We start from the raw sequence: 19,414 nt of genomic DNA on the forward strand, positions 1-19,414 counted from the left end.
CGAACTTCGACTTTCGTATTGACGCTTTCCCGTTTCAGGAAGATGTTGGCTCACAGTGCCAGACAATAGGCGCGCATAAAGTTCATTGGGAGGGACAGCATGAAGAGCATTGCGATTGCCGCAAGCCTTGTATTTCTTGCGCCACTCGGTGCAAGCGCTCAGACGACCGAGCAGTTGGTCAAGGGAGCGGCCGATACAGCCAACGTTCTCAATTACGGCATGGGCTATAATCTGCAGCGGTTCAGCACGCTAACGCAGATCAACAAGGACAACGTCAAGAACCTGGTGCCGGTGTGGAACTACAGCTTCGCCGACGATCGAAGCGCGCAGTCGCAGCCGTTGGTATACCAAGGCGTCATCTACATCACGAGCCACAACGCGACGATGGCGGTCGATGCCAAGACCGGCAAACAGATCTGGAAGACCAAGGTCGAGTATCCCGCAGAGACACCACGCATCGTATGTTGCGGCATTATCAACCGTGGCGCAGCAATTCATGATGGCAAGCTGTTCCGCACCACGCTCGATGCCCACGTCATCGCGCTCGACATGAAGACCGGAAAGGAACTGTGGCGGCAGAAAGCGGCCGACATCAAGGAAGGCTACTCGATGACCGTGGCGCCGCTGGTCGCGGACGGCGTGGTGATCACCGGCATCTCCGGCGCCGAATTCGGCACCCGCGGATTCATCGATGGGTATGATCCAGAGACGGGCAAGCGCCTGTGGCGAACCCACACCATACCCAGCCCCGAGGAGCCCGGCGGCGACACCTGGAAGGGCGACACCTGGAAGCTCGGCGGCGGATCGACCTGGATTACCGGCTCCTACGATCCGGAGCTGAACACGGTGTATTGGGGCGTCGGCAATCCGGGGCCGTTCAACGCGGCAGTGCGTCCCGGCGACAATCTGTACACCTGCGCAGTGCTGGCGCTCGAGCCGAAGACCGGCAAGATCAAATGGCACTATCAGTTCTCGCCCAACAATCCGTTCGACTATGACGCCGTCGCCGAGATGGTGCTGGCCGACATGACCATCGAGGGCAAGCCCACCAAGGTGTTGATGGACGCCAATCGCAACGGCTTCTTCTACGTCCTCGACCGTACGAACGGGAAACTGCTCGCGGCCAATCCCTACGTGACGGTCAACTGGGCCAGTGGCATCGACATGAAGACGGGACGCCCGATCGAGACCGACGTCTCCAAGGACGCCCGCGACGGCAAGAAAGTCGTGGTTCAGCCGTCGATCCTCGGCGGCAAGAACTGGGAGCCGATGTCGTACAATCCACAGACCGGCCTCGCCTACGCCAACACGCTCAATATCGGCGGCAACTACAAGGCCGAACCGGCCGTCTTCAAGCAAGGCGAATGGTATCTCGGCATGGACCTGACTGATGTCTGGGCGTGGCCCAACGGACCGCGCGGCTATCTCAAGGCCATCGATCCCATGACCGGAAAGGCGAAGTGGGAAGTGGGAAGCGACATCCCGCGTTTCTCGGGCGTGCTGTCGACCGCCGGCGGGATCGTGTTCTCCGGCCAGTTGACCGGCGAGTTCGACGCCTTTGACGCCAACGACGGCAAGAAGCTGTGGAGCTTCCAGACCGGCTCCGGCATCGAGGGACAGCCGGTGACCTGGCAGCAGGACGGCGTCCAGTACATCGCCGTCACCAGCGGGTATGGCGGCGTCTACTCGATCTTCTCCGGCGATGAGCGTCTTGCCAACGTGCCGACGGGCGGTTCGCTGTGGGTGTTCGCGGTGAAGAACTGATCGCGGAACGCGGATGACTGACAAGGTATCGAAACCGGCGGCGGCATCTGTTGCCGCCGTCGCAGTGACGGCCATCGCGTGGATGTCGATGCCGGCCACCGCACAACAACAAGCGGCCGTCAGCGATCAGGCGCTGATTGCTCCCGGCCGAACCACCTATGCGCAGAAGTGCTCGCACTGCCATGGCCCGAACATGGTGACGGCGGGAACGGTGGCGCCCGACTTGCGCGCATTCCCCGATGACAACGCGCGGTTCGTTAACACCGTGAAGCACGGCAAGAACAACATGCCGCCGTGGAAAGACATTTTGAGCGATCAGGAGATCGCGGAGATCTGGGCTTTTGTATCGAGCCGGAGGAAGCCATGAAGCGTCGGGTGGCCGTCGCGGCCGCATTGCTGACGACGGCGACGACAGCGCTCGCGGCTGAAGATCCGCTAAAAATCTGTCTCGATGAGAATGTGCCGCCGCTTTCGCTGCACCAGCGCGGCAAGCCCGACAGCGGATTCGACGTCACGCTTGCAGAGGCGGTGGCCGCTCGCCTGGGGCGGCCGCTCAAGATCCAGTGGTTCGAAAGCAAGCTCGACGAAACCTCGAGTCCGGCCCTCGAAGCCAACGCCTTACTCTCCGACGGCCGCTGTTCATTGGTCGGCAGCTATGCACTGACCAGGGACGCGCTCGTGGTGCCCGGCATCAAGACGGCAAGGTTGCCGGATTTCGAAGGCGCGACCCGCGACGACCGCCGCCGCCGCGTGCCGGTCGGCGTGCTGGCCCCGAGCCAACCCTATATCTATTCGCCGCTGACTGTCGTGCTCAGCGAGAAGGCACGTGACCGCAAGATCGCCGGCATCGCCGATCTCGCCGGGCTGCGTATCGCGATCGAAAGCGGCACACTGGGCGATGCGATCCTGATGACGTTCGACAAGGGACGCTTGATCGACGACATCACCCATCTGGTTCCAGGACGGGACGATTTGCTCGGCGCGCTCAATCGCGGCGACTTCGATGCCACCTTGCTCGACCTGCGCCGCTTCGATGCCCACCGCGCCGCGCAGCCGGACAGCAAGCTCACGGCATCCGGATATTATTATCCGATCGGCATCAACAGGGGCTATGTCGGCCTCGCCAGCGATCCGGCGCTCATCGTCCTGGTCAACAAGGCGCTCTCGGAGTTGCAGGCGGCAGGAACGATCGCTGAGCTCGCCAAGGCGGCCGGCCTCACCTATCTGCCCCCGGTGGAGCCCGCGATTCTCGGCGACCAGTTGCTGAGGGTGCTGCAGCAGTAAGGGTTGCGCGACAGCGCTCATTGTCCATCATTGCGAGCCAAGCGAAGCAATCCACCTCTCCGCACCGGGATAGATGGATTGCTTCGCCGCGGAGCCTGTCATCGGGCGCGCATTCGCGCGACCCGTTGGCTCCTCGCAATGACGTTAGAATCGGAAGGGCTGCGCGATTTCATTTCACGCAGCCCCATGTTGCTCAGCCCGGTATGATCCGAGCCAACCGCTCCGTTAGAACATCAGGCCTTCCTTCACGAGCACCCAGCGGCCGTTCTTGACCTGCTGGACCTGGGTAATGGTGTTGGCGAGATGGTCGGTCTTGGAGAACTTGGTCGGCGGCGAGTTGAAGATGTCCATGAACTTCTCGCCTGACTCCAGCGAGTCCATCATCTTCTGGCCGGTCAGGTCCTTGCCCGCCTTGTCGGCGTAGAACGCGAAGGTCATCATGGCGTTGTAGCCGATGATCGCCTGGGTGTTGGCGTCCGAGCCGAACATCTTCTTGTAGTTGGCGAGCCAGTCCTTGACCTTGCCCTTTGCCGTGTCCTCGTAGGGGATTTCGAAGCCGGACGCCGCATAGAGACCTTCGACGGCTTCCTTCCCGAGCGCCGGCACTTCCAGCACGTTGGTCGGCGTCGCGCCGAGGAAGGTGACGTCCCAACCGAGCTTCTTGGCTTCGCCCATCGCGCCGATGGTCTCGCGGATCACGGTTCCGAGCACGACCATGTCGCAGCCGTCGGCTTTCATCTTGGCGACCTGCGCGCTGAAGTCGGAAGCGCCGCGCTTGTAGCTCGTCACCGACGCCGGCGTCACCTTCATCGCGGTGAGCTGCTGGGTGAAGCCGTCAAGCACGTTCTTTCCGTACTCATCGTCCTGATGCATGATGCAGGGCTTCTTGAAGTTCTTCGTCTCCATCATGTACTTGACGGCGGCGCGGGTGCTCTCGACGTAAGGCAGCAGGTTGTTGAACTTCAGCCGCTCCTGCGGCTTGGCAGGATCGAACTTGAAGGTGAATTCGGCGGCTGTCAGCGGGAACAGCTGCAGGACGCCGGCGTCGAACAGGATGTCCTGCGCGGCGAGCACGGTGGGCGAGCCCATCGGACCGACCATGGCGAACACCTTGTCACGCTCGACCATCTTCTGCGACGCCAGCACGGCGCGCTTCGGATCGTAGCCACTGTCCTCCAGGATCAGCTTGATCTTGCGGCCATGGATGCCGCCGGCGGCATTGATCTCCTCGGCCGCCATCTTCATGCCGTTGGAGACCGGAACACCCCAGACCTTGATCGGGCCGGACAGGTCCTGATGGGTGCCGATGACGATCTCGCTCGCCGAGATGCCTTGATCGGTAACCTTGGTCTGGGCGGCCGCCGGTAATTGCGTCAGCGCAAGGGCGCTCACCGCAAGGCCCAGCACCTTGAACGATTTCGACATTGCAGTCTCCTCTTCCTTGGCCCGTGTTGCGCGAAGGGTGGGGCCTTCTCGATCCTTCGCCGTTTTCAAATATTCTGGTCCCAAATTCCGCTTATGCCACCGCCCGTTCGCCATACATGGCGTTGATCTCAGCTGCATAGCGCTTGTTCACAAAACTGCGTTTCAGCTTCATGGTCGGCGTCAGTTCCTCATCCTCGGGCGTGAGCTGGCGCTCGATCAAATAGAACTTCTTGATGGTCTCGACGCGCGCGAAATTGGCGTTGACCGCCTCGATCTCGCGCTGGATCAGGTCCTGGATTTCCTGCGCACGGCACAGGCTGGCGTAGTTGGTGAAGGGAATGTCGTGGTCCTGGGCGAACTTCTCGACGTTCTCCTGATCGATCATGACGAGGCAGGTGAGATATGGCCGCTTGTCGCCGATCACGACGGCATCCGAGACGTAAGGCGAGAACTTCAACTGATTCTCGATTTCCGACGGCGTGATGTTCTTGCCGCCCGAGGTGATGATGATGTCCTTCATCCGGTCGGTGATCCGCACAAAGCCTTCATTGTCGATCGAGCCGACGTCGCCGGTGTGCAGCCATCCCTTGGCGTCGATGGTCTCGGCGGTCTTCTCCGGCTGGTTCAGGTAGCCCATGAACAGGAAATCGCCGCGGATCAGGATTTCGCCTTGCGGCGAGATCGCGACCTCGCCCCAGGGTGCGGCCTTGCCTACCGAGCCAAGCTTGATGCGATCGGGCGGCATGATCGTGGCGACACCGCAATTTTCGGTCTGGCCGTAGACCTCACGCATGTCGAGGCCAAGTGCGAGATACCAGCGGATCAGATCCGGCGCGATCGGAGCCGCGCCGGTGAAGGCCAGCCGGCAACGATCGAGGCCGAGCATGCGGCGGATATTGCGGAACACCAGCCAATAGGCGGCGCGGTTCGCTATCCGCAGCGACAGCGGCGGCGTATCGCCCTGCAGCTTGTACTCGGTGATCCGGTTGCCGACGGCGAGCGCATTGCGATACATCCAGTTCTGGAACGTGGTCGCGTCCTTCAGCGCGATGGTGATTCCGGAATAGAATTTTTCCCAGATCCGCGGCACCGCGAGAAAGGCGGTCGGCTGCACCTCGCGCAGATTGTCCGGGACGGTCTCCGGGCTCTCGGCAAAATTCATCACCGATCCCAGCGCCAGCGAGATGTAATAGCCGCCGACCCGCTCGGCGACGTGGCAGAGCGGCAGGAACACCAGCCGCTCCTCGGAATCGGTCGACGGAAACAGATCGTTGGCGTGGCGCATCTGGTGCGTCACGCTGCGGTTGGAGTGCATCGCGCCCTTCGGTGGGCCCGTGGTGCCGGACGTATAGACGAGGATGGCGAGATCCTCCGCACGGCGGCTTCCAACCATCTCGTCCCACAGCGCCTCCCTGCCCTGCGCATGGTTGCGCCCGAGCGCCGTGAACTCGGCGAGCGACAACACCATCGGATCGCTGAACGCACTGAGGCCTTCCATATCGAACACGACGATCTTCTGCAGCGTCGGACAACGCGAACGGCAGGTCAGGATCTTGTCGAGCTGCTCTTCGTCCTCGGCGAAGATCACCTTGGTCGAGGAATCGTTGATCAGGTATTCGACCTGCGATGAGGAATCGGTCGGATAGATGCCCGAGGAAACGCCGCCGGCGCAGAGGATGCCCATGTCGGCATGGACCCATTCGGGCACGGCGTTGGCGATGATCGAGGCGACGTCGCCCGGCCGGAAGCCGCTCGCATGCAGGCCGTAAGCGATGTCCTTGGATATCTGCAGCCATTCACGCCAACTGGTCGCCTGCCAGATGCCGAACTTCTTTTCGCGGATCGCCGGGCGGTCGCCGCGGGTCTCCACGGACTTCAGAAAGCTCCTCGCGATCGTGTCGGCGACCGTCAGCACTGCAGCTTTCGCCATGCGCGCTCATCCTCCCTCTGTCGCCTGCTATCTGCCACCGGTCTTGAGCCGGTCTCGGGTCAAAAGCAGGGCTCGAATTTAGCTCGAATTCGTTCGTAACGCCAAGGCCTTACCTGCGGCATCTTTAGTCTTAAGCACGATCTTGCCGGAAAACCGGCGTCCCCTTTTCCGGATCATGCCCTAGCGCCAGGTCTTCTTCTTTTTCCAGCGCCGCTCGCCGCGGGCGCCCTCTTCCTTGGCGCCGAGATAGAATTCCTGGATGTCCTTTGAATTCATCAGCCGCTCGCAGGTATCGTTCATCACCACGCGACCGATCTCCAGCACGTAGCCGTAATGCGCCGTCTCCAGCGCCACCTTGGCGTTCTGCTCGACCAGGAGGATGGACATGCCCTGCTCCTCGTTGACGCGCTTGATGATGGTGAAGATCTCCTTGACCAGGATCGGCGACAGGCCGAGCGAGGGCTCGTCGAGCAGCAGCAGCGTCGGCCGGTTCATCAGGGCGCGACCGATCGCCAGCATCTGCTGCTCGCCGCCGGAAAGCTGCCCGGCCGGCTGGTTGATGCGCTCCTTCAGCCGCGGGAAGTAGCTGTAGACGCGATCGAGATCCTCGGCGACGCCGTCGCGGTCCTTGCGCGGATAGGCGCCCATCATCAGGTTTTCGCGCACGGACAGGAACGGAAACACCTCGCGTCCCTCAGGCACGTGGCTGAGTCCCAGCCGCACGATCTTGTCGGCCTCCATGCGCTGGATCGGCTTGCCCAAAAATTCGATCGACCCTTTCTGGGGATCGAGAATGCCGGAGATGGTCTTGAGCACCGTGGTCTTGCCGGCGCCATTGGCCCCGAGCAGCGTGACGATGCGGCCGCGCGGCACCTCGAGGCTGATGCCGCGGATGGCCATGATCGGCCCATAATAGCTCTCGATGTTGCTGAGCTTGAGGATGATGTCGGAAGCGCTCATGGCATCATCCTCATGCGCCGAGATAGGCGGCGACGACGTCGGGATGGCGCTGCACCTCCGACGGCGAGCCCATCGCGAGCACGCGGCCGTAATTGAGCGCGATCACGCGGTCGGAGACGCGGTTGACCAGCGTCATGTCGTGCTCGACCATCAGCACGGTGATGCCGAGCTCGCTCTTCATGTCGCGGATCCAGAACGACATGTCCTCAGTCTCCTCAACATTGAGCCCGGAGGACGGTTCGTCCAACAGGATCAGCTTCGGCTCCGAGCACAGCGCACGCGCCAGTTCGATCACCTTGCGGACGCCGTAAGGCAGGCCCGAGATCAGCTTGTCGCGGTAGGCTTCGAGGTCGAGGAATTCGATCACCTGCTCGACGCGTCGGCGGTGTGCCTTCTCGCCGGCGCGCACGCTCGGCAGGAACAACAGTTCCTCCCAGAGCTGCGTCGTCGAGTGGCGGTGACGGCCGACCAACAGATTGCTCAGCATGGTCGCATTCTCGAACAGTTCGATGTTCTGGAAGGTGCGGGCGATCCCGAGGCCGGCGATCTCGTAAGCCGGCTGCTCGGTGATGTCCCGGTCCTCGAAGAAGATCTTGCCCGAGGTCGGCGGATAGATCCGCGAGATCAGATTGAAGATCGAGCTCTTGCCGGCGCCGTTCGGGCCGATGATCGAGAGGATCTCGCCCCTCTCGACCGCGAAGCTGACCTTATCGACCGCCTTCAGGCCGCCGAAATGCAGCGACAGGTTTTCCGCACGGAAATAGCTCATCGGTTCCGCTCCGATTTCACGTAGATCTTCTGACGCTTGAAGGTGGCGCGCTTGTAGAGCGGGAATAGCTGGAAGAAGAGTTTGATCTTCAGCCAGCGCCCGTAGAGGCCCAGCGGCTCGAACAGCACGAACAGCACGATGATGATCCCGTAGATCGCGCCCTTCAGGCCGTTGGCGGAGGCGATGGCCGAGGCGTTGGCGTGAATTTTTCCGGCCGTTATGCTGTCGGCGCCGAAGGTCGCGGCCAGCCCTGCGATGACGCTGGGCATATCGTCCTTGAGATAGGTCAGGAACGGATCGATCATCACGAGGAAAATCGCGCCGAGCACCGCGCCGTGCAGGCTGAAAGTGCCGCCGATCAGGATCACGATGATGAACTCGATCGAGAGCTGCAGCGTGAACATTTCCGGCGAGATGAAGGAAAGCTTGTGCGCGAACAGCACGCCGGCAAAGCCGGTGATGGCAGCGCTGATCGCAAACGACTTCACCTTGTAGAGCGAAACATTGACGCCCATGCTGCGCGCCGCCGTCTCGCTGTCGCGGATCGCGACGAAGGCACGCCCTGTAGGCGAGCGCAACAGATTAAGCGTGCCGACGATGGTGAGGACCAGGACGGCAAGACAGAGATAGTAGAAGGTCGGGCCGTTTTGCGGCACCGGCTGGCCGAACAGGCTCAGCGTCTTGACCCGCATGCCCTCATTGCCGTGGGTCACGCTTTCCCAGCGCGCCAGCACTTCCTCGACGATGAAGGCGAACGAGATCGTGGCGATGACGAGGTAGATGCCCGTCAGCCGCAACGCCGGGAAGCCGACCAGCGCACCGACCACGCCGGTGAGCAGGCCGCCGGCCAGGAAATAGACCGGAAACGGCACGTTGTACTGCTGCAGATAGGCCGCTGTGTAGGCACCGATCGCCAGAAACGCGGCGTGGCCGAGCGAGGCCTGCCCAGTGAAGCCGGTGAGGATCATCAGGCCGACGCCGACGGTCGCGTAGATGCAGACGAAAACGAGCTGGCTGACCAGATAGCTCGACAGCACGAACGGCGCGATAAGGAGAAACGCAACCAGGATACCGTAGGAAACGTAGTAGCCGCTGTGCGGAAACAGCCTGATGTCGTCTTCATAGTCCGTTTTGAAAAGAAACCGCATCAGACCTTCTTCCGCGTATGAATACCGAACAGGCCTTCGGGCTTGAGCAGCAGCACCACCAGAAGAACGATGTAGGGCGCGACGTCCTTCCAGCCCTGCGGCAAGTAGAAGCCCGCCATGCTCTCGATCACACCGATCAAGACGCCGCCGACCACGGCGCCGGGAATCGAGCCGAAGCCGCCGAGCACCGCGGCAGGAAACGCCTTCAAACCAAGCACGAGGCCGACATTGGAGTGAATGAAGGTGATCGGCGCCAGCAGCACGCCGGCTGCGGTCGCAACCGCCGCGGAGATCGCCCACACGATCGACACAACGCGCTTGACCGGAATGCCCATGTAGTAGGCAGCCAGCATGTTCTCCGAACTGGCACGCATCGCGGTGCCGAGCGTGGTGCGGTTGAAGAACAGATACAATAGTGCGCAAAGGATGACCGTGGCGGCAATCACCGAGAGCTTGTCATAGGCCAGCACCAGCGAGCCGATGCGCAGCACGCCCTCGCTGAACGGCGTCTCGATCTTGAAATCGTCGGTGCCCCAGATCATGCCGACCACGGAGCGCAGGAAATAGCCGAGCCCGATCGTCGCCATGATGATGGAGAACTGCGGATAGCCGAGGATCGGCCGCACCACGACGCGTTCCGCCAGCATGCCGAACGCGGCCATCGCCGCGACCGCGCCGGCGAATCCGATCCAGTAATTGAGGCCGAGCATGCCGATGAACGTGAAGGCGAAGAACCCGCCCAGCATCATCAAATCGCCCTGGGCGAAATTGACGACCTCGGTTGCCTTGTAAACGAGCACAAAACCGAGCGCGATCAGGCCATAGACGCAGCCGAGTGCGATGCCACTCACCAGCTGCTGAACGAAGTCCAGCATCGTTTCCCTCCCCGATGCCAGGCGATTCTGTCGACCGCCTTTTTCGCATCTTGTGTCTACACGCTGCGTGGTATTCCACGACGCAGCGGCACATGTCCCGCTGCATTGAGCCGAAAGGTTCAAGCCCTGTCAACAAAGCGCTGCGTGCGGCACCGTTAACAATTGCGGAGAAATGCCGCAGCCCGGGAAGTTGCGGGGTTCGCTGCGATTTGGCCTGCAAAATTCACCGTGCCGAAAGTTCTTCGGTTCATGGTCCGCGATGACCAACTGGATCGTCCCGAAATCATGAAACCGGATGTATCGGCGCTCGAAGTGCGAGGGTTAACGAAGCGTTTTGACCGTCCGGCGGTCGACGCGCTCGACCTCACCATCCGTGCCGGTGAGTTCTACGCCCTGCTCGGCCCCAATGGCGCCGGCAAGACCACGACCTTGCGCATGGTCGCTGGCCTGCTCAAGCCCGATGCCGGCTCGGTCTCCATCTTAGGGATAGATGCGCTCGCCGATCCCGTCGCCGCCAAGCAGGTCATGGCCTGGGTTTCCGACGAGCCGATGATCTACGACAAGCTGACGCCGCTGGAATACCTCGAATTCGTCGCCGGCCTGTGGGGCATCGACCCCGCCGTTTCCGCCGCCTCCGCACAGCAGCTTCTGCTGTCGCTCGGGCTGGAGCCGCATCTGCACGAACGCTGCGAAGGCTTTTCCAAGGGCATGCGCCAGAAGGTCGCGCTGGCCGGTGCACTGGTTCACGATCCCCGGCTGATCATCCTCGACGAGCCGCTCACCGGGCTCGACGCGCTGTCCGCACGCCACGTCAAGGGATTGCTGCAGGAGCGCGTCCGTTCCGGCTGCACCGTGATCATGACCACGCATATTCTCGAAGTCGCCGAACGGATGGCCGACCGGATCGGCGTCATTGCCGCGGGGCGCCTCGTGGCCGAGGGCACGCTCGCCGAGCTGCGCCAGCAGAACGGCCGCGGCGACACCAGCCTCGAAGACATGTTCATCGCACTCATCGACACCAGCGCGGCCGCCGCATGAGCTCGGCCGCGGCACTCTCCTGGTTTGCTCGCCACGAAATCCGCCTCGCCTGGCGCGAATGGCTGGCGATGATGACTGGCAGCCGGGGGAAGCGAAAGCGCGCGATCATTTTTCTGATTCTGTTCGCTGCCATCATGCACCTGCCAGCCTACGCGGTGATCGGCCGATTTGCCGATCTGCAATTTCCGCTCGGCAAGCCCGAGCTGATCGTCATCACGGCGACGATCTTCCTCGCCTGGGCATTGATGCTGTCGCAGGCCATCGAGTCGGTGACGCGGGTGTTTTACGCCCGCGCCGATCTCGACCTCATCATGTCCTCGCCGGCGAACCTCGCCAACGTGTTCTCGGTGCGGATCGTGGCGATTGCGCTCTCGGTCACCGGCATGGCGCTGCTGTTTTCGACGCCCTTTATCGACGTGCTCGTGATCGGCGGCGGCGCGCGCTGGCTATTGGCATTCGGCCTCGTGATCGCCATCGGCCTTTCGGCCGCGGCCGTTGCAATCGCCATTACCTTGCTGCTGTTCAGGCTGATCGGCCCTAGCCGCACCCGCCTCGTCGCGCAGATCGTGGCGGCCGTGATCGGGGCCGGCTTCGTCATCGCGCTGCAGGTCGCAGCTATTCTTTCCTACGGCACGCTGTCGCGCTTCGCGGTGCTGACCTCAGATGCCGTTGCCGCCTACGCACCTGATCTCGATAGTCTGTTATGGTGGCCGGCCCGCGCCGCGATCGGCGACGGCCTGGTGCTGTCCTGGCTATTGGCCGGCGGCCTTTTGCTGCTCGGCGTCGTGATGGCATCCTTCTCGCCAAGATTTGCCGAAACCGTCGTCTGCGTCGCAGCGACCGCCCGCACCGTCCGCCGCGGTCCGCGCGCGACGGCGTTTCGAAGCGGCTCGCGGCAGCAGGCGTTGCGCGCCAAGGAATTCCTGCTGCTGCGGCGCGACCCATGGCTATTATCGCAAAGCCTGATGCAGCTCCTGTATCTGGTGCCGCCGGCCCTGATGCTGTGGCGGAGCTTCTCCGATCGCTCGACGGCGATCGTGCTGATCACGCCCGTGATCGTGATGGCGGCGGGCCAGCTTGCCGGCGGCCTCGCCTGGCTGACGATTTCAGGCGAGGACGCCGCCGACCTCGTCGCCACGGCGCCCCTGCCGCCCTCCAGGGTGATCCGCGCCAAGATCGAGGTGGTTCTGATGGCGATCGGCGCGATCTTCGCGCCACTGGTCGCAGCGCTTGCGTTTGCCTCGTTGACGCAAGCGATCGTCACCGCGGTCGGCGTTCTCGTCGCGACCGTCTCCGCCACCGCGATCCAGCTCTGGTTCCGCGTGCAGGCCAAACGCAGCCAATTCCGCCGCCGCCAGACCTCATCGCGGCTGGCGACCTTTGCGGAGGCTTTTTGCTCGATCGGCTGGGCCGCGACCTCAGCACTTGCCGTTGCGATTCCGGTCGCGGCTGTCGTCAGCGGCGTGCTGACATCAGGCATTCTGGCCGCGACCTGGAAGATCAGTCCGCGGCGGGCGTGAGGGGCTGCGCTTTCTCCTCGTCATGGCGGCGTTAGCCGCGGATCAGGTCCATCACCGCCGCCGCGAACGCCTCCGGCGCTTCCTGCGGCACGTTATGTCCCGCGCCCGGCACCACGCGATGGATGCGGCTGCCGGTGAACTTGGCGGCGCTGGCGTTGCCGTCGCTCGCGCCGACGACGCCGTCCCTGTCGCCGTCGAGCGTCACCGTCGGCACGGCGATCGGCGGCAGCAAAGCCAGCCTTCGCTGCAGGTCGGCATAGCGCGGATCGCCCGCCGCATGGCCGAAGCGATGCCGGTAGCTGTGGATCACGACATCGACGTAATCCGGGTTGTCGTGTGCCGCCGCCGTGCGCTCGAAGGTGGCGTGGTCGAAATTCCATTCGGGCGACCACTGCTTCCATAACAGTCTTGCAATCTCGCGCCGGTTGGCGGCGAGCCCGGCGCGACCGCGCTCGAGCTGAAAATAAAACTCGTACCAGAGCGCGGCCTCGAGTTGCGGATGGCCCGGCACTATGGTCTGGGAAATATCCTGGATCAGGTAGCTGTTCAAGGTGACCAAGCCGCGGCAGCGTTCGGGCCACAGTGCGGCGGCGACGCAGGCGGCGCGGCCACCCCAATTGTGTCCGGCGACGACCGCGCGCCGGATGTCCAATGTGTCCAGTAGCGCGACGACATCGGCGCCGATCGCCGCCTGCTCGCCGGAACGAATTACCGCCGGATCGCGAAACCGCGTCGCGCCGAAGCCGCGCAAATAAGGAACGATGACGCGGCAGCCCCGCGCCGCAAGTTGCGAGGCGACATCTGCATAGGTGTGGATGTCGTAAGGAAAGCCGTGCAGAAGGACGGCCACCGGTCCGTCCGCGGGGCCCGCCTCGTAATAGGCGACGCTGAGGACACCGGCATCGACGTGCTTCAATGGCTCCATCCGCTGCGAAGACGGCGGGCGCGCCGGCCGCGCGGACGTTGCTGTCTGTGCAAACGCCCTGGCCGTCATTCCCGACAATGCCGCGCCGAGCAGCAGACGGCGCTGGCGATCGATGGTATCAGCCATCCGCTATGCCTTGACCAGCTCCATCACCGCCGCCGCAAACGCCTCGGGCGCTTCCTGCGGCAGATTGTGTCCGGCGCCCGGCACGACGCGGTGGGCCCGGCGTGCGGGAAATTTCCGCGCACCGGCAGCGCCATCGGTCGCGGGGGTGACGCCATCGTCGGCACCGTCAAGCGTGATCGATGGCACCGTGATTGGCGGCAGCGCCGCCAGCCGGCGCTGGATATCGGCATATTGCGGATCGCCATCGGCAAGACCGAAGCGATGGCGATAGCTGTGGATCACCACATCGACATAATCGGGATTGTCGTAGGCGATCGCCGTCCGTTCGAAGCAGGCTTCGTCGAACGCCCAGCTCGGCGACCACTGCTTCCATAACATCTTCGCGATCTCGCGCCGGTTGGCGGCGAGCCCGGCATGGCCACGCTCGAGATGGAAGTAATATTGATACCACAGCGCCACCTCGCGTTCAGGGCGCATCGGCACCATGGCGTTGGCGATATCCTGGATGAGATACGAATTGACGCAGACGAGTCCGATACAGCGTTCCGGCCAGAGCGCCGCGCCGACGCAGGCCGCGCGGCCGCCCCAGTCATAGCCCGCAAATATTGCGCGCTTGATGCCGAGCGCATCCATCAGCGCCATCATGTCGGCGCCGATCGCCGCCTGCTCACCCGAGCGCGGGGTATTAGCATCGCGAAACCGCGTCGGGCCATAGCCCCGCAAATAGGGGACGATGACGCGGCAGCCCTGCGCCACCAGTAGCGGCGCGATATCGACATAGGAATGGATGTCATAGGGAAAGCCGTGCATCAGCATCACTGCCGGCCCATCGGCGGGACCGGCCTCGTAGCAGGCGATGCTGAGGACACCGGCATCGACCTGACGCAACGGCTCGAGCCGTTTGGACGATGGCGCGCGCGGCGCGGAAGCGGTTGCGGCCTTTTCAGACAAAACGACCTCCCTGGTTGAATTTCAGACTAGGGCAGGGCCGCCTCCAGATGAAGCAAATTCGGCGAATGGCTGTGCGCTATTCTGATCATGACGGCTTCGGATTTCGGCGATAGAGTAGCAGGAGCGGCCGTTGCCGCAGACGGGTCATGTCATGCTGCGATCGTTTTCTGTCGCCATCGCCCTGCTCGGCTCGCTGATCGTCCCGGTGGCCGCCCAGCAAGAGCCATTGCGCAGCGAGTGCCTCGCGATGGCGAACGCACCGCCCCGCGCTATCCCGGCCAGCTTCCGGCGCGTTGCTGCCAAATCCCAGGAAGTCGCGATCACCTATGTCGGGCATTCCACCTATTATATCGACACGCCCGAGGGCGTACGGATCGCAACCGATTTCAACGGCGCGTACCGGACCGGACGGCTGCCCGACGTCGTCACCATGAACCGGGCGCACTCCACGCACTACACGCTGTTTCCCGATCCGAAGATCGCGCATGTGCTGCACGGCTGGGGCGAGAACGGAGAGGCCGCGCATGTCTCGACCCGCGTCGGCGACGTCTATATCCGAAACGTGCCGACCGACATCCGCCGCTATTATGGCGAGGGTTCCGGCGCGATGCTCAAGGACGGCAATTCGATCTTCATTTTCGAGGTCGCCGGCCTCTGCATCGGCCATCTCGGGCATCTGCATCACAAGCTCGATGAGACGCATTTCGCCGCGATCGGCCGGCTTGATATCGTGATGGTGCCGATCGACGGCACCTATACGATGTCGCTCGACGGCGTCTCCGAGATCACAAAACGCCTGCGCTCGTCCGTGGTGCTGCCGATGCATCGCTTCGCCACCCCGCTCGACGAATTCATGCGCCTGATCGGCCAGCAATTCACCATCGACCAGCGCAGCGAGCGGACCCTGAAGATTTCCAGGGAAACGCTACCGGGCACGCCGACGGTAATCATTCTGGAAGGGGTGTGAGGTAAGGTGCTATTGATAACTACCGTCATTGCGAGCGCAGCGAAGCAATCCATTTCACCGCTTGTGGGGACATGGATTGCTTCGTCGCTGCGCTCCTCGCAATGACGACGACTCAGCAAAATCAACAATAATAACGGGAGAGAAACTCATGGCCGCCAGCACCGCACCCGCTTCTAAAAGCGGGCTTTTTGCCGATCCGCGCGAAGACTGGCTGGCGCAGCACACCGAGGAGATCATCGATCCCGCGCGCCCGATCGTCGATCCGCATCACCATCTCTGGGACCGCGGCGGGCTGCGCTACTTGATCGAGGAGATGGTGTCCGACATCGCCTCCGGCCACAACATCATCGCGACCGTCTATGTCGATTGCCGCTCGATGTACCGCAAGCATGGCCCGGAGGCGTTCCGCCCTGTGGGCGAGGTCGAGTTCGCCAATGGCGTTGCCGCGATGGCGGCGAGCGGCGGCTACGGCACGGCGGCGATCTGCGCCGGCATCGTCAGCCACGTCAACCTCTTGCTCGGCGAAGGCGCACGGATCGTGCTGGAAGCCGAGATTGCCGCCGGCAACGGCCGCTTCCGCGGCATTCGTCATTCCTCGGCCTGGGACTCCGATCCCAGCGTCGCCGGCATGTATGCGACGCGGCCGAAGGGCTTGCTGCTCGACAGCACCTTCCGCAAGGGTTTTGCCTGTCTCGCGCCGCTCGGCCTGAGCTTTGATGCCTGGCTGTTTCATCCGCAGATCGGCGAGCTCACCGATCTCGCCCGCGCATTCCCCGATACCAGGATCGTGCTCGACCATTGCGGCGGCCCGGCCGGCATCGGCCGCTTTGCCGGCCGGCGCGAGGAAGTTTTTCCGGAGTGGAAAGCTTCGATCCAGGAAATCGCCCACTGCGAGAACGTCGTGGTCAAGCTCGGCGGCCTCGCGATGTGCCTGCTCGGCTATGACTTTCACCTGCGGCCCAAGCCGCCGTCATCGGAAGAGGCTGCGGCGGCGTGGCGTCCCTATATCGAGACCTGCATCGAGGCGTTCGGGCCCGACCGGTGCATGTTCGAAAGCAATTTTCCGCCGGATAAAGGCCAGTGCAGCTATCAGGTGATCTTCAACGCCTTCAAGCGGCTCGCCGCGCAATATAGCGAAGCGGAAAAGACGGCGTTGTTCTCCAAGACGGCGACAGACTTTTACAAGCTGAAGCTGGACTGATTACGCCCATTCGCCCTTGCGCATGACCGGCACGCGGCTTCCATCGGCGTGAACGCCGTCGATGTCGGTCTCGGCCGTGCCGATCATCCAGTCGATGTGGATGAGGCTCTTGTTGCCGCCCTGGGCCGCAATCTGCTCCGGCGTCAGCTTGTCGCCACCGACGAAGCATTTCGAGTAGCACTGCCCGAGCGCGATGTGGGACGCGGCGTTTTCGTCGAACAGCGTGTTGAAGAACAACAGCCCGCTCTTCGAGATAGGCGAGGAGTGCGGCACCAGCGCCACTTCGCCGAGGCGCGCCGCGCCTTCGTCGGTATCGAGCACTTTCTTCAGCACCTCCTCACCGCGCGAGGCCTTCGCTTCGACGATGCGGCCTTCCTCGAACCGGACCTGAATGTTGTCGATCAGCGTGCCCTGATAGGACAGCGGCTTAGAGGAGACGACATGGCCGCTGACGCGCCGGCAGTGCGGTGTGGTGAAGACTTCCTCGGTTGGAATATTGGCGTTGCAGGTAATGCCGTTCTTGGCCGTCGAGGCGCCGCCTTCCCACTCATGGCCGTCAGCGAGACCGATGGTCAGATCGGCGCCCGGACCGGAATATTTCAGCGCATGGAAGCGCTGGCCGTTCAGCCATTCGGTCCGTTCGCGCAGCACGGCGTTGTGTTTCTCCCATGCGGCGACGGCGCCATCCTGATCGACCCGCGACGCCGCAAAGATCGCATCCGCGAGTTTTGCCACCCCGACATCATCAGGCACATCGGGAAACACCTGCCGGGCCCAGGACAGGCTCGGATAGGCGATGATGTTCCAGTTGGTGTCGAAATTGACGATCTTCTCCAGCGCCGGCTGATAGGCCATCGAATTGGCCTTGCTGGCACGCGCCACCTTGGTCGGATCTTCGCCCGACAGCAGCATCGGATTGTCGCCGACGATGGCGAGGCGCGCGGTGTTGGCCGAAAACGCCTTCGCCATGCCCTCATAGAGCCAGTTGGCGGCACGATCGAAACTGTCATTGTGACCATAACGATAGCGCGCCAGCGTGATTTCCTCGTCCGACAGGAACGGGGTCACCAGGCCCGCGCCGGCCTTGTAGGCGTGTTCGGCGATCCGCCGCACCAGCGGCAGCGCAACGGAGGGCGCGGTGAGCAGCAAATCCTGTCCGGGCTGCAGTCGCAAGCCGACCTTGATCGCAACTTCGGCAAGGCGGTCGAGCTTCACGGGATCGATCGAGGCGGAAACGTTGCGCTGATGTGCGGTCATGATTCTTTCGGCCAATGCTGCTGGATTCTTTTACGGCTTCGCAGCCTCCGGCCGAAAATCAAGCCAGAGCGAGCGAAGCGCCTGACAACAGCAATAGCACAAGAATGATCCGCCGAAACCCGATCTCGTTGACGTTCCGGAATGCAACAATGCCGAGCACGGAACCGGCAAACAGCGCCGGCAGGCTGATGGCGAGGTCGACCACGAGCCTGGGCGAGAGGCTTTGGCGCCCGAGCAACAGCATGGCGCCCCTCAACAGGAGATGGGTCGTCATGTCGGCAAGTCGTCACCCTCAGCTAATCAAATGGCAGTGCTGGCGCCGGTGGCTTCGCACCGCCGAGGCACGTCGCCTCATCGTCCGGCGCTGGCGGCGACGCATGCGCCAGCGGGTCGGCCAGCACAGCGCTGGCGGCGACATGAAGGATCAGAATCAGGGCGGCGATGATGCCGAGCGCCGTGACGCTCAGCGGCGCCCCGTCACGCAAACCGGGTCTTGGGGGTCTCGCCTGTCCTGCGGCCGACGCGCGCGGGCGCGGTATTTCCGTGGGCATTTCGATTGCTCTTTTCGATGTCTCGGGATCCCGCCTCGGGCTTCGGGGGCCGCACCCGCGCCTGCCCGGCCATCAAATGCCGGTGCCGGCGAAGCACGCGGATCGCCTCGCGGCGCCGCGAGCGATGCAGCGCCTCGAGGATGCGCGCAAAGAATCCCCTGCGCTTCCTGTGCTGCTCCTGCTCGCCTTCAACGGAGTAAGTACGCATCGCTGATGCCCCGCGTCGGTGTGTGTTTCGCGCGGGCAAAATGTCAGCACGCGCGACCAAGCGCTGTGAAATAGTTCACAGGGCATTCATCGCGCGAGACAAATGGACGTGAGTCGGCTTGATGAACGCTTGATTTGCCCTTGAGGTGGGACGTGCCACGTCTTCGTCAGGCAGCGGCTTCCGCCGTTACAAGCTGCCGATCACGCTGCGTCACAGACCGCGCACCGTGAGCACAATGGCGTCGGCGCCTGCCTTCCGGTCGACCGATATTTCCTGATATTCCGGCGAATGCTGAAACTCCTCTGCCGCGGCGGCGTCGGGAAATTCCATGATCACCACCTTGTCGCGTGGCCATTCGCCTTCGAGCACCACCGGATGCGCGTCCGCCACCAGGAGCTTGCCCTTGAACTTCTTGAACACGCTCATGAAGCGCGATTGATAACGGTCGTAGAGCTCGCGGCGGGTGAATTTCAGTTGCGCGATGATGTAGACGCTCATGGCGATCTCTATGCTCC

The 19,414-nt window shown here is 62.9% G+C and carries 20 protein-coding genes; 7 read left to right on the forward strand and 13 right to left on the reverse strand.

The window, feature by feature from the left end; translation table 11 throughout:
* The first annotated feature begins 99 nt into the window (after positions 1-99).
* The 3 genes from RX331_RS35885 to RX331_RS35895 all read left to right on the forward strand — a co-directional run bounded on the left by RX331_RS35885 (position 100) and on the right by RX331_RS35895 (position 3,048).
* The gene (locus RX331_RS35885) at positions 100-1,764 is read left to right on the forward strand and encodes a methanol/ethanol family PQQ-dependent dehydrogenase (RefSeq protein WP_317254288.1); all 1,665 of its coding nucleotides are present in this window, start codon (positions 100-102) and stop codon (positions 1,762-1,764) included.
* An 88-nt stretch (positions 1,765-1,852) separates the two neighbouring features.
* The gene (locus RX331_RS35890; RefSeq protein WP_410708346.1) at positions 1,853-2,131 is read left to right on the forward strand and encodes a c-type cytochrome; all 279 of its coding nucleotides are present in this window, start codon (positions 1,853-1,855) and stop codon (positions 2,129-2,131) included.
* Positions 2,128-3,048: a transporter substrate-binding domain-containing protein gene (locus RX331_RS35895; RefSeq protein WP_317254289.1), complete on the forward strand. Its 921-nt coding sequence runs from the start codon at positions 2,128-2,130 to the stop codon at positions 3,046-3,048. The genes RX331_RS35890 and RX331_RS35895 overlap by 4 nt, the downstream gene beginning before the upstream one ends.
* A 225-nt stretch (positions 3,049-3,273) precedes the next feature.
* On the opposite strand, the gene RX331_RS35900 is transcribed toward RX331_RS35895, so the two are convergent.
* The 6 genes from RX331_RS35900 to RX331_RS35925 form a co-directional block, all read right to left on the reverse strand.
* A complete protein-coding gene (locus tag RX331_RS35900) occupies positions 3,274-4,473 on the reverse strand; it encodes an ABC transporter substrate-binding protein (protein WP_317254290.1) in 1,200 nt (399 codons plus the stop codon).
* Between the two features lie 91 nt (positions 4,474-4,564).
* A complete protein-coding gene (locus tag RX331_RS35905; RefSeq protein ID WP_317254291.1) occupies positions 4,565-6,403 on the reverse strand; it encodes an AMP-dependent synthetase/ligase in 1,839 nt (612 codons plus the stop codon).
* Between the two features lie 180 nt (positions 6,404-6,583).
* The gene (locus RX331_RS35910; protein ID WP_317254292.1) at positions 6,584-7,363 is read right to left on the reverse strand and encodes an ABC transporter ATP-binding protein; all 780 of its coding nucleotides are present in this window, start codon (positions 7,361-7,363) and stop codon (positions 6,584-6,586) included.
* A gap of 10 nt (positions 7,364-7,373) precedes the next feature.
* The gene (locus tag RX331_RS35915) at positions 7,374-8,132 is read right to left on the reverse strand and encodes an ABC transporter ATP-binding protein (RefSeq protein WP_317254293.1); all 759 of its coding nucleotides are present in this window, start codon (positions 8,130-8,132) and stop codon (positions 7,374-7,376) included.
* Positions 8,129-9,280 carry a branched-chain amino acid ABC transporter permease gene (locus RX331_RS35920; protein WP_317254294.1) on the reverse strand — a complete coding sequence of 384 codons (1,152 nt, stop codon included), beginning with the start codon at positions 9,278-9,280 and terminating at the stop codon, positions 8,129-8,131. The genes RX331_RS35915 and RX331_RS35920 overlap by 4 nt, the downstream gene beginning before the upstream one ends.
* Positions 9,280-10,155, reverse strand: coding sequence for a branched-chain amino acid ABC transporter permease (locus RX331_RS35925; protein WP_317254295.1), 876 nt, complete (start codon positions 10,153-10,155; stop codon positions 9,280-9,282). Before RX331_RS35925 ends, RX331_RS35920 begins: the two co-directional genes overlap by 1 nt.
* 285 nt (positions 10,156-10,440) lie before the next feature.
* On the opposite strand from RX331_RS35925, the gene RX331_RS35930 reads away from it, so the two are divergent.
* Positions 10,441-11,193 carry an ABC transporter ATP-binding protein gene (locus RX331_RS35930; RefSeq protein WP_317254296.1) on the forward strand — a complete coding sequence of 251 codons (753 nt, stop codon included), beginning with the start codon at positions 10,441-10,443 and terminating at the stop codon, positions 11,191-11,193.
* On the forward strand, positions 11,190-12,713 hold the full coding sequence (locus RX331_RS35935; protein WP_317254297.1) for a permease: 1,524 nt from the start codon (positions 11,190-11,192) through the stop codon (positions 12,711-12,713). Before RX331_RS35930 ends, RX331_RS35935 begins: the two co-directional genes overlap by 4 nt.
* Positions 12,714-12,744: 31 nt before the next feature.
* Here RX331_RS35935 and RX331_RS35940 read toward each other — a convergent pair whose 3' ends face one another.
* Together RX331_RS35940 and RX331_RS35945 are read right to left on the reverse strand one after the other, a co-directional pair.
* Positions 12,745-13,764, reverse strand: coding sequence for an alpha/beta fold hydrolase (locus RX331_RS35940; RefSeq protein ID WP_410708046.1), 1,020 nt, complete (start codon positions 13,762-13,764; stop codon positions 12,745-12,747).
* 3 nt (positions 13,765-13,767) lie between these two features.
* On the reverse strand, positions 13,768-14,652 hold the full coding sequence (locus RX331_RS35945; protein WP_317258324.1) for an alpha/beta hydrolase: 885 nt from the start codon (positions 14,650-14,652) through the stop codon (positions 13,768-13,770).
* Between the two features lie 214 nt (positions 14,653-14,866).
* Between RX331_RS35945 and RX331_RS35950 the strand changes: the two genes are divergently transcribed.
* The gene (locus tag RX331_RS35950; protein ID WP_317258325.1) at positions 14,867-15,682 is read left to right on the forward strand and encodes an MBL fold metallo-hydrolase; all 816 of its coding nucleotides are present in this window, start codon (positions 14,867-14,869) and stop codon (positions 15,680-15,682) included.
* A gap of 148 nt (positions 15,683-15,830) precedes the next feature.
* Positions 15,831-16,883 (forward strand): amidohydrolase family protein, encoded by a 1,053-nt coding sequence (locus RX331_RS35955; protein ID WP_317254298.1) that lies wholly within the window; start codon positions 15,831-15,833, stop codon positions 16,881-16,883.
* On the opposite strand, the gene RX331_RS35960 is transcribed toward RX331_RS35955, so the two are convergent.
* The 5 genes from RX331_RS35960 to RX331_RS35980 all read right to left on the reverse strand — a co-directional run bounded on the left by RX331_RS35960 (position 16,884) and on the right by RX331_RS35980 (position 19,397).
* A complete protein-coding gene (locus RX331_RS35960; protein ID WP_317254299.1) occupies positions 16,884-18,140 on the reverse strand; it encodes an aminopeptidase in 1,257 nt (418 codons plus the stop codon). It abuts the gene before it with no gap.
* A gap of 58 nt (positions 18,141-18,198) precedes the next feature.
* Complete coding sequence (locus RX331_RS35965; RefSeq protein ID WP_317254300.1) at positions 18,199-18,414, reverse strand: hypothetical protein; 216 nt, start codon at positions 18,412-18,414, stop codon at positions 18,199-18,201.
* 22 nt (positions 18,415-18,436) lie between these two features.
* Positions 18,437-18,625 carry a hypothetical protein gene (locus tag RX331_RS35970; RefSeq protein WP_317254301.1) on the reverse strand — a complete coding sequence of 63 codons (189 nt, stop codon included), beginning with the start codon at positions 18,623-18,625 and terminating at the stop codon, positions 18,437-18,439.
* On the reverse strand, positions 18,618-18,899 hold the full coding sequence (locus RX331_RS35975; protein WP_317254302.1) for a hypothetical protein: 282 nt from the start codon (positions 18,897-18,899) through the stop codon (positions 18,618-18,620). Before RX331_RS35975 ends, RX331_RS35970 begins: the two co-directional genes overlap by 8 nt.
* A 210-nt stretch (positions 18,900-19,109) precedes the next feature.
* A complete protein-coding gene (locus RX331_RS35980) occupies positions 19,110-19,397 on the reverse strand; it encodes a DUF1330 domain-containing protein (protein WP_317254303.1) in 288 nt (95 codons plus the stop codon).
* Between the last annotated feature and the right edge of the window lie 17 nt (positions 19,398-19,414).

It is taken from the genome of Bradyrhizobium sp. BWA-3-5, assembly GCF_032917985.1.
In the GTDB taxonomy this organism is placed as follows: domain Bacteria; phylum Pseudomonadota; class Alphaproteobacteria; order Rhizobiales; family Xanthobacteraceae; genus Bradyrhizobium.